We start from the raw sequence: 14,616 nt of genomic DNA, 5'->3' as shown, positions 1-14,616 counted from the left end.
ATACTTGTACAAGCTGGTTCCTCAATTTTTGAAGGAATTAGAATTTTCGTACACACTAAACGCCTATACTTCGGTGCTGATAAACACGGCTATCATGATTGTTTTAGCTGTTGTTTTGTATCGCGTTGCCAAGTATTGTTTGGTTTATTTGATGATCGTAACGGCACGTAAAACGAAAACAAAATTCGATGATTTACTCGTGTCTAATAAAACAGCAAAGTATGCTGCACAGTTGCTTCCACTCTGGTTCATAAAGCATTCAGTACCTGTTATTTTAGTTCGTTTCGACTACTGGGAAGGAATTTTTGCCACCGTTGTCCGGGTATACATCATCATTTTGGTGCTGTACATCATCCGAACAATACTAAGCGCTTTACGCGATTATTTAAAGTCGCTTCGCAGATTTAGCGACAAACCGATAGACAGCTACTTACAAGTTATCATGATTACCCTAACAACGTACGGCGTAATCATGATAATCATGCTCATTTTCAATACAAAACCAGCAACTTTATTAACAACTTTCGGAGCTATTTCTGCGATTATTTTATTGATTTTCAAAGACACCATCTTAGGTTTTGTAGCCAGCATTCAAGTTTCAGTTAATGACATGGTTCGTATCGGCGATTGGATAACGATGACCAAATTTGGTGCCGATGGCGATGTTATTGAGATTAACCTCGCAACGGTTAAAGTGCGTAACTTCGACAATACAACAACTACAATCCCTACCTACTCGCTTATTTCAGATTCTTTTCAAAACTGGCGTGGCATGCTCGATTCGCCCGGTCGCAGAATCAAGCGCCATATTCTGATAAAGTCACACAGCATACGATTTTTAGAAGATTTAGATATCGAACGCTTGAAATCGATTCAATTGATTAAGGAATATTTAGAGACGCGATCAGCAGATATTAATAAGTTTAATGCACAACGAAATATCGATAAATCTGTTTTGATCAACGGACGCAATCTGACAAATTTTGGTGTTTTTCGTAAATATATCACACAGTATTTAAGCCATTATCCGGGGATTCAAAAAGATATGATTTTGTTGTGCCGACAGTTACAACCTACTCCTAACGGAATTCCTTTGGAGATTTACTGTTTTTCTGCCGACAAGCGTTTTGAAAATTACGAATACATTATGGCTGATATTTTCGACCATATCTTTGCCGCAGTTCCCTACTTTGATTTGGAACTTTTTGAATTTCAACAAGCTGTTGAACCAACCAATACCTAATTTACGTATCTACACTTTGAATCGAGATTAAAACACAAATATGAAACGAATTCTACTTTTTTTAATGGTCTCAGCGGCCGTTCTTGCTCAGAACAAAGGACGAGTCGAAAGGAATGTCGACCAGCTACTTGCGTCAGGAACCGTTTTCCAACAACAAAATCTTATTTCGAGTCACGATAACGATACACGAAATACTGCGCAAGTTTCAGGAGCAACGGTACTATCTATAAATTTCGAAGCGGTACAAAGTTTGCTAACTTCTCAGCCCGAGTTTATACGAATATCGCTGCCGTATCAAAATCAGATTTTGGAACTAAACCTTTATAAAGTAGAAATTAAATCTGCTGATTGCGAGGTGCTCACGCCTCAGGGATCCTTCGAAAACCTTCTTCAGTCGGCACATTATCGAGGAACTGTATCCGGATTAAACCGATCATTAGTTTCTTTGAATATTTACCCTAACCAAATAAACGGAGTCGTAGCTACTGAAAGTTTAGGTAATTTAAATCTTGGGAAATTAAAGAATAATATTTCTGCGTTTTCGCATATTCTATATTCAGATTTTAATTTAAAAAAGTCGAACACGTTTAATTGCGCTGTATTAGAAAAACCAACAGAATTAGCGGCTGAAACGAATGCAGTTGCCACTACCAGCCGTTGTGTAACGAACTATTACGAAATAGACCATGCAATATATCTCGAAAACAACAGTAGCGAAGCAGAAACCACCGCATGGATGGAATCACTTTTTAATAATGTGCAAACCATCTTTGATAACGATGAAGTAAATACTGCTTTGAAAAGTATTTTTATTTGGACCACTCCCGATGTGTATAGTGGTGAATCATCGGCTGAATATTTATATGCTTTTAATACTTTTCGGCCAACTTTTAATGGAGATGTGGGGATGCTCTTAGGAATCGATGAAGGTGCGCTTGGAGGTGTTGCAGCAACTATCAATGGTTTGTGTAACGAACAGAATTTTTCATACAGCGACGTTGATTTGTTTTTTGAAGACCTTCCCTTGTATTCGTGGCCTGTAAACGTAGTTACGCATGAATTAGGTCATTTGTTTGGTTCTCAACATACACACGGTTGCTACTGGAACGGAAACGACACACCTATCGACGGTTGTGGGACAACTTTTAGTGAATTTTTTGCAGAAGGCGACTGCGAATTTGGTGCGCTTCCTGAGCCTGGCGTTGGCGGAACCATCATGAGTTACTGCCATATTTTACCAGAAATCGGAGTGAATTTGATTAATGGTTTCGGGCCACAACCAGCTGCACGTATGCAAACGGCTATAAATAATTCGGCTTGTTTAAGTACCGATTGTATCAATACGTGTATCACATTAGTATCTAATTTAGTAGCAAATAACGTTACAGATACCACAGCCAGTTTTACATGGAACGACGAAATTCCAGAAACGAATTATGAAATCTCTGCCGGAATTTTTCCTTTCCCAGAAGATCAGATGAATTTCATACCACTTACGGGTCAGCAAGCAGCAATCGGATCTTTAATCCCAAATACCTTTTACCGCTTTTTTGTGCGTCCCGATTGTCCAGAGAATGTAACGGGTTCAGCAGCTTCGGTACTTTTTGCTACAGCTGCAAACTGGTGCGAATCTCCCATTGTTATCACCGACACAGGTGGATCTATCGGCGAATATCAAGATAACGAGCGTTGGGTGCGTCAAATCATCCCAACCACATTTGATTCGGCAATTAAAATCAATTTTACAGACTTTTACCTAGAGGAAAACTATGATTTTCTAACCATATATAACGGTATATATCCAGGTCCAGACGCAACTCTTATAGGCCAATTCACTGGTTTCGACGTTCCCGAAATGGTAACCAGTACTGCAGCGAATGGTGCTTTAACTTTAGAATTCTTCTCAGACGGTTTTATCTCCGATTTAGGCTTTACCGCAGAAGTTTCTTGCCTAACACTTGGAGTTTCTGAAAACCAATATATTGATTTACAGTATTATCCAAACCCAACAACAGATGTTTTAACGGTGCGCGCTTCAATCGACATCCAAAAAATTGAAATCTACAGTATGGATGGTAGAAAAGTAATTGACCAACAAAATAGTGGCAGCATGCTTCAAGTGAACACCGCAGCTTTAGCTCAAGGTTCCTACATCGCAAAGATTATCGGAACCGATGTTCAAACGAATTTTAAGTTTGTGAAACGCTAAGGATAGATTGATTCGATAAAAACAAAAAGAGGTGACCTAAATCACCTCTTTTTTTACGACTCTAACTGAGCCTGCTTTTTTTGTTCGCGGCGTTCCTTAATCATATTCATGCTCGCACCTCCAACCCAATAGAATACAAAACTTACGAGAAAAAACATAAGCCAGAATCCAATAGTCAAGATCGTCAAGAATACTAAGAACCCGAGATACTGCTGAAATTCAAACATAGTACCGGTATTAAGTGAATTCTTTACAAAAGTAATTTATTTTAGACTGTAATCAGATAAAATATCACTTTTTTTAAAGACTTCTAATAATTACTTTTGAACAGCTTTTTAAAAGCCAAAACAATCAGCACGAGAATAACCTAATAATTGAAAAAAATCCTAGAAAAGATGGAATATCGTATTGAAAAAGACACCATGGGCGAAGTGAAAGTTCCTGCAAACCAATACTGGGGCGCACAAACCGAACGCTCTCGCAATAATTTCAAAATTGGTGAACCTGGCTCTATGCCAAAAGAAATCATCGAAGGTTTTGCCTATTTGAAAAAAGCCGCAGCCTATGCAAATTGCGAATTAGGTGTACTTTCAACAGAAAAAAGAGATGCCATTGCACAAGTTTGCGACGAGATTCTTGCCGGAAAACTCGATGCCGAATTTCCACTTGTAATTTGGCAAACCGGCTCTGGAACCCAAAGCAACATGAACGTAAACGAAGTTATTGCAAACCGTGCTCAAGTGCTTATGGGTGGAAAAATTGGTGAAGGCGAAGCTTTCGTGAAAGCAAACGACGATGTGAATAAATCGCAGTCCAGTAACGATACCTTCCCAACCGGCATGCACATTGCTGCATATAAATCTGTTGTAAGTCGGACGCTTCCTGCCGTGAAAAAGCTCCGCGATACCTTACACGAAAAAGCTGTTGCTTACAAAAACGTGGTAAAAATTGGTCGTACGCACTTGATGGATGCTACTCCACTTACACTCGGACAAGAACTGAGCGGTTACGTAGCGCAGCTCGACTACGGAATGAAAGCGCTAGAAAACACTTTAGCTCACTTACGTGAATTGGCGCTCGGCGGAACTGCCGTAGGAACCGGACTCAATACGCCAGAGGGCTACGACGTTTTAGTTGCCGAATACATTGCAAAATTCACCGGACTTCCGTTCGTGACTGCACCTAATAAATTTGAAGCTTTAGCCTCGCACGACGCCATTGTTGAATCGCACGGTGCGCTCAAGCAATTGGCCGTTTCACTTAATAAAATAGCGAACGATATTCGTATGCTTGCTTCGGGCCCACGTTCAGGAATTGGTGAGATTTTCATTCCCGAAAACGAACCCGGATCTTCAATTATGCCAGGAAAAGTAAACCCTACACAATGCGAAGCTATGACAATGGTTTGTGCGCAAGTGATGGGCAACGACGTAGCTATTAGCGTTGGAGGTATGCAAGGTCATTACGAGCTTAACGTTTTTAAACCAGTAATGGCAGCAAACTTCTTACAATCTGCGAGATTAATTGCCGATGCCTGTCTGTCTTTCGACGAACATTGCGCCCAAGGAATCGAGCCTAATTACAAGCGAATCAAAGAATTGGTAGACAATTCGTTAATGCTTGTTACAGCGTTAAACACGAAAATTGGTTATTATAAAGCAGCTGAAATTGCGCAAACTGCACACAAAAACGGAACAACACTCAAAGAAGAAGCCGTTCGTTTAGGTTATGTTTCCGAAGCTGATTTCGATGCTTGGGTAAAACCAGAAGATATGGTTGGAAAAATCAACTAAACTTGAAAGCGGCTCTTCGGAGCCGTTTTTTGTTATACACGAGTTCAACGTGAAATTTTTAAAACCACTTTTTCTTCTTAAAATAAATTACCATTGCAACAACCGAAAATAACATAACCAACCAAACGCCCGGATAGCCGTAAACCGATTTCAACTCGGGCATGTGCTCGAAATTCATTCCATAAACGCCAACGATAAAGGTTAAAGGCATGAATATCACCGAAAAAATAGTGAGCGTTTTCATAATCTGATTCATCTTTTGCGATTGCGATGAAAAGAAAACATTTGCCGCACTTTCCAAAGTCTTATTATCGTATTCCAATTGTTCGATGATCTCCAAACATTTCTGATATAAACGCGCAAAAAAGACGTAATTCGACTTCGAAATACGCTCAAAATCATCGTCTTCGCGAATTTCTTTCAAGGTATATAACGCATCGCGCAACGGAATAATGTTGCGTTTTAAAAAGCTGGTTTCTTCTCGTAAACGCTCAATTTGTTCTAAAAATTCGGCTTTGTGATTGTTCTTGGCTTCTACCATTAACAATTCAATACGATCTTCGTAATGCTCAATCGTAATAAAGAAATTCTCAATAACGGCATCAAGCATCACATACAGCAAATAATCGTTCTTCTTTTTGCGAATAATTCCTGCTCCACTGCGGATTCGCTCACGCAAATGCGAAAAAAATGCACTTCGCTTCTCTTGAAACGAAACCAATGTATTGTCTTTTAATAGAAAACTAATTTGGTCGACATACAATTTGTTGTCGTCTCCAAGAAGAACCGACTTAATACTAAAAAACAGCACGTCGTCGAATTCATCTAAACGAGCGCGACGGTTCACATTAAGCACATCGCCCACTACATACGGATTCAGTTCGAGGATGTCGCCAATCGATTGTATGAGTTTAACATCATGTAATCCGTGGATATTCAACCACTTAATGTCGTGCTTTTCTTCCGGATCGGTCAGCTCGAATTTTATCTTTTCCAAACTCGGATTTAAATACTCTTCGTAACCTTCCGAATCGTAAACAAACAACTGAACTTCAATAGGTTCGCTCGTATGCGTTCCGGTATATTCCGCGAAATTCGGCTGAACTTTGCGTACTCGATTGTATTTGATGCGCTGCAAAACTTTTTTGAATAAAGATAGTGAGCTGTAACCGATTTCAAAACAATACGGCAAAAATCCGCTCTAGCGTTTTTCTATGCGGTTGCTTTTCTATTTCTTTGGTACTTTCGCAAGAACTGCAAACAAATAAACCGACGCATTTTCTACTCATTATGACAGCAACGAAAACCGTTTTAACGCACATCGCACAACTGCTTCAAGTACGCGAAACTCCGGAAAAACCCTTAGTAGGAACCGATTTTAACGAACTTCCATTGTTGGAAAATGCTTATTTGAAAATCTCCGACGGACGCATCGAAGCCTTCGGACACATGGAAAACCTAGGTTCAATCGAAGGTTACACGGAAATTGATTGCAGCCATCGTTTGGTTTTGCCGGCGTACATCGATTCGCATACGCATTTGGTGTATGCCGGCGATCGGACACCGGAATTTGCCAATCGAATTCAAGGTCTGACCTATGCCGAAATTGCCGAAAAAGGCGGCGGTATTTTGAATTCGGCTGCTTTATTGGCAAAAACAGATGAAGAAACTTTATTTCAAGCAGCTTACGATCGTTTGCAACAGGCCATACAATTGGGAACCGGCGCTATTGAAATAAAAACGGGTTACGGTTTATCGACCGAAGCCGAGTTGAAAATGCTGCGCGTTATCGAGCGTTTGCGTGCGGCGAGTCCGATTCCGATTAAAGCTACATATTTGGCGGCGCACGCGGTTCCCACAGCGTTTAAAAGCAATCCGGATGCGTATGTCGATTTAATCATCAACGAAACGCTGCCGCAAGTTGCTGCCTTGGAAATTGCGGAGTATATCGATGTTTTCTTGGAAACCAATTATTTCAACAGTGCGCAAACCGAACGTATTTTGGCCGCTGCGGCACAATACCAGCTAAAGCCAAAGATTCACGTTAACCAGTTTACGACCATCGGAGGCATTACAACGGCAGTAAAGCACGGCGCTTTGAGTGTCGACCATCTCGAAGTTATGGCACCCGAGGATTACGACGCGCTTGCCAACAGTAAAACGGTAGCGGTGGCGCTTCCCTCCTGCTCGTTCTTCATTCAAATTCCGTACACGCCAGTAAAAGAATTGATGCAGCGAAACATTCCGTTGGTTTTGGCAACCGATTTTAACCCGGGCACGAGTCCGAGTTTAAACATGAATTTTGTGGTAGCATTAGCCTGCATTCAAATGAAGTTAACAGCCGAGCAAGCCCTGAACGCAGCAACACTAAACGCGGCATTTGCACTCGAATTACAGCACGAATTAGGCAGCATAGCCGTAGGAAAACGCGCGCAGCTAATTGTCACCAAACCAATGCGTTCGTATTGGGAAATCCCGTATTATTTCGGCAACAACCCTATTGAGCGCGCAATTTACTAGTTTTTTTTGGGCGGCCGAGCGGGCTTTCCGTTCCAATCTGTAGCCGCTCCGTAAACTACGCCACTACAGGATTTCCACTGCAATCCCTGCCGCAGCAGCAAACCACCTGATGATGCATGGTTGGGAAGAACGCAAAAAGAAAATTTATTTCAGCAGTTTTACTAAAATTGAGCTGTAGCACTGCAATAAACTACAAGAGAACACGCGTCTACAATATGGGATACACTGTTTTCATTTTACCGTTGACAATTACAAAAATCACTTTTATACCGCTATCTGTTACTGAATGAAATTTGTTTTTTGAATCTGTAACAGCAACTTTCGAATCAAACGCTACATGTAATTCTGCCAGTAATCTTGAAGCTGTCCAATGAAATGGAAAAAGTGTTTTTGCTTTTTTTGGGGATTTCCAGCAATCTGAGTTCTTTGCCTTTACTTCAATCAGAGCTGAGACCACTCCTTGATCATTTTCTGAAATTTTCTCTAAAATTCGTATTCGATCAGGGTTGAAAAAATGCATACCAATAACTCCGTCACTTTTAAAATCACCATTTACAATATGTTCCCATGAATCAAATATTTGCTTTTCTAGTATCGTATTTTCTGGCACAACGAGCCCCCCTTTCAGATAGGCGATATACTGATTCTGAGTAATTTGATGTGCTCGTCTAGGATTTTTACTCTTTAATAATCTATAAATGTTAGAGCATTCTTTTAATGAATTGATTGAAGGAAAAGGTCCTTCTGCAGCAAGTGGAATTAAAGACAAAGGCCAAGTAGTTGGCAATCCAAAAATTCTTTCTCCTATTGTTAAACCTGCTTTTGCTGTATTGCAAGCATTTGGAATGATAATGTAACAGTAATCCATTGCTAATATTTAAAGTTAAAAATTGAACTTGCAGTTGCCGTCATTGATATCCTTGCCTTCAAACATGATTCATCACGTTAAGAGTTACACTTATTTTTTAAAATCAATAATTTTCATGTTATAGATTACGATAATCCTTTGAAAAATTTTCCCACTCACTTAGAATTCTAGCTGTATGAAACCTTACTGAAACCGAAGTCATTTCGCTATTTTTATTATTTACTCTTTTAACAACACTTAGCACTAAATTTAATTAATTTCTTTTTATATGAAACAAGATTCATAATCTTTGTTTAAAATTATAATCAAATACTTTAAAATGGTTGAAATTGTTGAAAAAAAGTTTAGCGATGTTAACACGCGAGCAATTGAGTTGAAGAAGAGTGCATAGATGAAGGTACTGTGTAAACAACTTTATAAAATTGAGTTTTTCATAATTCTAGGAGCAAGACGGCTTAGCAAATTTCATATTGCGATATGCGATATATTGATATTAAACCATTGTTTTATAATTAATTAATTTATAATATTGCATATCGCAATATGCAATATTACTATGATACAGTCAAAGAACAATCTTAAACCACAAGATGTTTTAATCTTGTTAAAAATTATTGCACTGGGAAAAAATCCGTGGTTTCATCATACTATTGCTCAAGAACTTGGAATAAGTCAGTCTGAGGTTAGTCAATCACTAAACCGCTCTAAGTATGCCGGATTAATTGATGATGGAAGAAAAAGGGTAAATAGACTGGCACTTATCGAATTTTTGCTTCACGGAATTGCTTATGCTTTTCCGCAGCAACCAGGAGCTATTGTTAGAGGAGTATTAACAGCACATGCAGCAGAGCCTTTAAATCATTTAATCCACTCAAATGAGAAATATGTCTGGCCCTATGCAAAAGGATTAGAGCGAGGGCAAGCTATCGAGCCGCTATACAGTACTGTGGTAAAAGCTACTTTAACTGATAAAGAACTATACGAGTTGCTTACCTTAGTTGATGCTATACGAGTGGGACGAATTCGAGAAAAAGAAATAGCCAAGAGTGAACTAGAAAAAAGAATTCTTAATGCATAACAAAATCATAAATCTTGCATTAGTTGCTAAAGTAGCTCAAGGATTACAAGAATTGCGAGCTAAAATGGTTTTTATTGGCGGAGCAGTTATTAGTTTATATACAGACGATCCTGCAGCGGAAGAGATTAGACCGACAACAGATATTGACTTGACTATTAACTTAGCCAATTTTAACGATTGGGCACAAATGCAAGAACGCTTGGCAGAATTAGGGTTTTACCCCGATCCGCATGGACAGTCGATATGTTCATACAAATATCAGGATATTGCTATTGATATTATGCCAGCGGAAAATAGCAGTATTGGTGTTTCAAATGTTTGGTATAAACCAGGTTTCGATTATTTAGAACAAGTGACATTAGAAGATGGAACAGAAATAAACATTTTACCTGCTCCTTATTTTCTGGCTACAAAATTAGAAGCCTACAACGATCGCGGTAAAAATGATTTCTACGGAAGTCACGATTTTGAAGATATCATCTATCTAATTGACAACAGAACAACAATAGTAGAAGAAATTTTAGCTGCTGATGTTATTGTGAGAAACTACATAAAAGACGAATTATCAGTTATAAAAAATCATCCGCAAGCCGATGAAATTTTGGCTATGCATATTCATCCCTTAATAAGAAGTGAACGTTTTGAAATACTGCTCGAGAAAATAGAGCAAATAATAAAGTAGCAAATACGAACCGTAAAAAACAACTCTCGTGGCCTTGGGTGGGTCCCTTAGCGATTGGACGAAAACCCTTGCCGTGTGCAAGGCGTTGCAAAAACCGGTTGAAAACGGCTGATAAGCCCGTTTGAAACCGTGATTTTGCCGACTTGTGCTGGCAAGGTTGTAGGGAAAGCGCGACGGCGCCGGAGGTACGACCCGCCGGAAGGGCCAAATAAGAAAACTCGAAAAACTATCCTACTCGCGCACCAATTCGGCTAATGCTTTCTAATACATAATCGTGCATAACTTCCTTATAATCAAGATGTGTGACCATGCGCAGTTTGTTGTTACCCATGCTGCTGATGTAAATTTTGCGCTCTTTTAAACGCTGTATCAAAGCCGCTTCGTTTAAACCAGGTTGCAAAGAAAAAATAACAATATTGGTTTCGACAGGCTCAACGCGCGCCACCCACGACATTTGCGACAAAATAGCGCCCAACTCCTTAGCTCTGCGGTGATCTTCGGCCAAACGCCCGACGTGATTATCGAGTGCATAAATGGCTGCAGCTGCCAAATAGCCCGCCTGACGCATGCCGCCGCCAAGCACTTTTCGGATACGCAACGCCTTGTGAATCAGCGCCGCATCGCCCACCAAAGCCGAACCGATTGGCGCACCCAAACCTTTTGAAAAACAAACGGAAATCGTATCGAAATACGCACCAAAACTCAATGGTTGCTGCTGTTTAGCCACCAAAGCGTTCCAGATTCGGGCACCATCGAGATGAAACTTTAATTGATTTTGCCGGCAAACGTTGGCAATGGCAGCAAGTTCGGTCAACTCGTAGCAGGCGCCGCCGCCTTTATTCGTCGTGTTTTCAACGCAAACCAAACTTGTAAGCGGACTGTGGTAAAACTCAGGATCGGTTATAGCGGCCTGCACTTGATCGGCTCTAATCTTCCCGCAATCGCCGTCGATTAACGCACACGAAACACCGCTGTTAAAAGCAACGCCGCCGGCTTCGTAATTAAAAACGTGCGCATACTTATCGCAAATTAGCTGGTCGCCCGGTTGCGTATGCAATTTAATAGCTGTTTGATTGGCCATAGTACCCGACGGGAAAAACAAGGCAGCTTCTTTACCAAATAAGGCGGCCACTTTTCGCTCCAATTCGTTCACCGTTGGATCTTGTTTGTACACATCGTCGCCCACGGGTGCTTGAAACATCGCACGGAGCATTTCCTGTGTTGGTTTAGTTACCGTATCGCTAATTAAGTTTATTTCCATTTGTAGGCAAAGAAGTCTTACTTTTGAGCACGCAAAATTAGACTTATTTATGACAAATACCGAACAGATTAAGGGTATTGTAGAGCGCCTTGGTGCGCTGAGGAGGTATCTTTGACATAGATGCCAAGCTTATCGAAATAGCCAACGACGAAGAAAAGACCTTGGCGCCCGATTTTTGGAACCAACCCAAACAAGCAGAAGCATTTGTTAAAACACTGCGTTCTAAAAAACATTGGGTAGACGACTACAAAAAAGCCGAGAATTTAACCGAGGAGTTGCAATTGGCATTGGAATTTTTCCGCGAAGGCGAACTTACCGAAGAAGAACTCGACACGGCGTTTGATGCTGCAAATTCACACATAGAAGCCATTGAATTCCGCAATATGTTGTCGGACGAAGGCGATGCTATGAGTGCCGTTTTACAAATTACCGCAGGTGCAGGCGGAACAGAATCGTGCGATTGGGCAGCTATGCTCATGCGAATGTACTTGATGTGGGGCGAGAAAAACGGTTACAAAGTGAAAGAACTAAACTTTCAAGCTGGCGAAGTTGCTGGAATTAAAACCGTTACGCTTGAGTTTGAAGGCGATTATTCGTTTGGGTATCTGAAAGGCGAAAACGGCGTGCATCGATTAGTGCGCATTTCTCCGTTTGATAGCAATGCCAAGCGGCATACATCGTTTGTTTCGGTGTACGTGTATCCGCTGGCAGATGATACGATAGAAATCGAAATTTCACCCGCCGATATTAGCTGGGAAACCATGCGTTCAAGCGGTGCGGGCGGTCAAAACGTAAACAAAGTTGAAACGGCCGTGCGATTGCGCCACCATCCTACGGGTATCATCATTGAGAATTCGGAAACGCGTTCGCAGCTCGACAATAAAACCAAAGCCATGCAATTGCTGAAATCGCAGTTGTATGAAATTGAATTAAAGAAAAAGCAGGCCTTACGCGATGAAATTGAAGCCAAAAAGATGAAAATTGAGTGGGGTTCGCAGATTCGAAATTACGTCATGCATCCGTATAAACTGGTTAAGGACGTGCGAACACAATTTGAAACATCGGACGTGGATGGCGTTATGAACGGCGAAATTGATGCGTTTCTGAAAGCGTATCTGATGCTCATGGGTCAGAAAGAAGAAGAAGCGTAAAAAACGCTTAGGTTTATCATAAAAAAAGCTGTATTCAAACGAGTACAGCTTTTTTTTTGCGAGCGTTTTATTCGTATAGTTTATTGTGTTTTTCCCAATCTTCTCGAGAAAGTCGAAACTCCAGATTAACGGGATTGTCGCTCGTTGATTCGAATTCGGATTCGCCAAACAATTTCGCTCCTAATTTGAGTACTGCTTTTTGTGAACGGAAATTATATTTGCCGACATGAAAAATTATGTGTTCGATGTCTAACGAAAAAGCATGATTAATCATTAGTTGTTTGATTGCACGATTGTAAACACCACCCCAATAATCGACTGCAAGAAATGTGTATCCGATAGCGATGCTTTTAAAAAATTGGTTGTGCTGGTAAAAACGGGATGAACCGATAATTTTGGAAGTTATTCGATCTCGAATTACGTAGGCAGCAGCGGCGTTTTGCGCGCTGTGAAAGTACTTTCGGAAAACTTCAATTTCGTGTCTATTTTTTTCTGGGTGTTGTTCCCAAATGCGGTAATCAGAAGCAACGCTGTACAGTTCATCGAAATGTTCAGGCACAAGTAATTCCAGACGAACTAAATCATTTTTAAGGTCGTTTGATCTGAAGGGCATAAATTATTTTGTAAAAAGGCCTAGGGTACCTCCTACCCAATCTTTGTCTTTGTTAAACTTCACTCCAATCATTTCTCCTCTACTTAGTCGAACCAAATTGCAAAGCAGTGTAGGTCGGTCTGCTCCGTTTGGCCACAAACAAAGTACTCTAATTTCAGCTTTTACCAAGCCGTCGGGCGATTGCACTACAGGTTTGTAATGCACTTTTTTCTGCAAAATATATAAATCTTTATCGACAACTGCGTCGATATCTGCTTTCGTTACGTGAAAAACAACTCCAGAGCCGCTAAACGAGAAAAGTGGTTTTAGTACGTAATTTTCTAAATCGGCTGGTATTTCTTCAATCTCGCTTAGCAATTGTGTATCAATAAAATACGTTCCTTTAAGATACGGCAATATGAACTTGCTAATTCGAAAGAACCAATTTGGATGTCCGGCCCATTCCACAGCTAAATCTTCTGTAAATGAAAAGTTTAGTTTTAAATCGGTGCGAACATCGAGCTCGTCAAAAATCACGCGATTGTAGATACGCTTTATCGGTTTTAAATCGCCGTTTTCATTGTAATACAGCTGATTTCCTTGTTTGATAACCTCAGTCACACAAAGAATCTTTATACCGAATTGCCGCGCACAATAGTAGAAATCGATTTTGGTATTTTGCTTTTCTGGTTCGATTTCTAAAAGCACTACTTCTTCGGGAGCGTGATTCCCTAGAATAACCTTTCCAAAAATTTCGTAGTACTCTTCGTTACTAATGTTATTAAAAAACGGTGTTAGTTCCGATAAAAATGGATATACGCTTTTGAATTTTTCGAAGATTTCGATTTGGAAATTAAAAAGCGACGGAAATCCTTGCACTTCAATAAGTTTTGGAACTACAGCTCCGTTTTCTTCACAAATTCCAAAATCGATTGCTAAAAACTCGGTGTGCTCGGTTTCGTTTGGCACTTCTTTGTTGAGTTCTAGCGCACGTTGCGTTTGTGTTTTGAAATCCGGATTTTTTATAAAGTCGATGACTTGTTCGCAAGCATCTATGAGTTGCTTTTTCAGAGATTCGTCGACGAATAAAGGAGTTTCCGCCATCCGAAACGTAGGCATATAGTCGAAATCGGCAGCTACAGCTTGTTTGAAAGCGTCGTACTTTTCGGTTGAAAAAGCCTCGTTAAAGCGTTTTCTGTAGTCTGTAATCATGGTGCTT

General features: G+C 40.3%; 12 protein-coding genes. 7 read left to right on the top strand and 5 right to left on the bottom strand.

Annotated elements, in window-relative coordinates; all coding sequences use genetic code 11:
* The first annotated feature begins 28 nt into the window (after positions 1-28).
* The 3 genes from CHX27_RS09580 to fumC all read left to right on the top strand — a co-directional run bounded on the left by CHX27_RS09580 (position 29) and on the right by fumC (position 5,245).
* Positions 29-1,243 (top strand): mechanosensitive ion channel family protein, encoded by a 1,215-nt coding sequence (locus CHX27_RS09580; protein ID WP_394335693.1) that lies wholly within the window; start codon positions 29-31, stop codon positions 1,241-1,243.
* 40 nt (positions 1,244-1,283) lie between these two features.
* Entirely contained in the window at positions 1,284-3,452 is a 2,169-nt protein-coding gene (locus CHX27_RS09575; RefSeq protein WP_094486553.1) for a M12 family metallo-peptidase, read from the top strand.
* A 395-nt stretch (positions 3,453-3,847) separates the two neighbouring features.
* Entirely contained in the window at positions 3,848-5,245 is a 1,398-nt protein-coding gene (gene fumC / locus CHX27_RS09565; RefSeq protein ID WP_094486551.1) for a class II fumarate hydratase, read from the top strand.
* A gap of 58 nt (positions 5,246-5,303) precedes the next feature.
* Here fumC and corA read toward each other — a convergent pair whose 3' ends face one another.
* Positions 5,304-6,383 carry a magnesium/cobalt transporter CorA gene (corA, locus tag CHX27_RS09560; protein WP_094486581.1) on the bottom strand — a complete coding sequence of 360 codons (1,080 nt, stop codon included), beginning with the start codon at positions 6,381-6,383 and terminating at the stop codon, positions 5,304-5,306.
* Between the two features lie 152 nt (positions 6,384-6,535).
* On the opposite strand from corA, the gene hutI reads away from it, so the two are divergent.
* Complete coding sequence (gene hutI / locus CHX27_RS09555; RefSeq protein ID WP_094486580.1) at positions 6,536-7,765, top strand: imidazolonepropionase; 1,230 nt, start codon at positions 6,536-6,538, stop codon at positions 7,763-7,765.
* A gap of 208 nt (positions 7,766-7,973) precedes the next feature.
* Here the strand turns inward: hutI and CHX27_RS09550 are convergent, their stop codons facing one another.
* Positions 7,974-8,633 (bottom strand): EndoU domain-containing protein, encoded by a 660-nt coding sequence (locus tag CHX27_RS09550; protein WP_094486550.1) that lies wholly within the window; start codon positions 8,631-8,633, stop codon positions 7,974-7,976.
* A gap of 556 nt (positions 8,634-9,189) precedes the next feature.
* Here CHX27_RS09550 and CHX27_RS09545 point away from each other — a divergent pair.
* A complete protein-coding gene (locus CHX27_RS09545) occupies positions 9,190-9,711 on the top strand; it encodes a hypothetical protein (protein WP_094486549.1) in 522 nt (173 codons plus the stop codon).
* A complete protein-coding gene (locus CHX27_RS09540) occupies positions 9,704-10,393 on the top strand; it encodes a nucleotidyl transferase AbiEii/AbiGii toxin family protein (RefSeq protein WP_094486548.1) in 690 nt (229 codons plus the stop codon). Before CHX27_RS09545 ends, CHX27_RS09540 begins: the two co-directional genes overlap by 8 nt.
* A gap of 226 nt (positions 10,394-10,619) precedes the next feature.
* On the opposite strand, the gene CHX27_RS09535 is transcribed toward CHX27_RS09540, so the two are convergent.
* On the bottom strand, positions 10,620-11,654 hold the full coding sequence (locus CHX27_RS09535; protein WP_094486547.1) for a threonine aldolase family protein: 1,035 nt from the start codon (positions 11,652-11,654) through the stop codon (positions 10,620-10,622).
* Between the two features lie 49 nt (positions 11,655-11,703).
* On the opposite strand from CHX27_RS09535, the gene prfB reads away from it, so the two are divergent.
* A protein-coding gene (gene prfB / locus CHX27_RS09530) for a peptide chain release factor 2 (protein WP_108721081.1) occupies positions 11,704-12,805 on the top strand; the annotation gives its coding sequence in 2 pieces (ribosomal slippage) (positions 11,704-11,766 and positions 11,768-12,805; 1,101 coding nt in all).
* A gap of 67 nt (positions 12,806-12,872) precedes the next feature.
* Here the strand turns inward: prfB and CHX27_RS09525 are convergent.
* Entirely contained in the window at positions 12,873-13,418 is a 546-nt protein-coding gene (locus CHX27_RS09525; protein WP_094486545.1) for a GNAT family N-acetyltransferase, read from the bottom strand.
* A gap of 3 nt (positions 13,419-13,421) precedes the next feature.
* Positions 13,422-14,609 (bottom strand): hypothetical protein, encoded by a 1,188-nt coding sequence (locus CHX27_RS09520; RefSeq protein ID WP_094486544.1) that lies wholly within the window; start codon positions 14,607-14,609, stop codon positions 13,422-13,424.
* Positions 14,610-14,616 lie beyond the last annotated feature (7 nt).

It is taken from the genome of Flavobacterium aurantiibacter (assembly GCF_002251775.1).
In the GTDB taxonomy this organism is placed as follows: domain Bacteria; phylum Bacteroidota; class Bacteroidia; order Flavobacteriales; family Flavobacteriaceae; genus Flavobacterium; species Flavobacterium aurantiibacter.
Note: the sequence above shows the minus strand (reverse complement) of the source record. Positions and strands in the feature narration are given on the sequence as shown.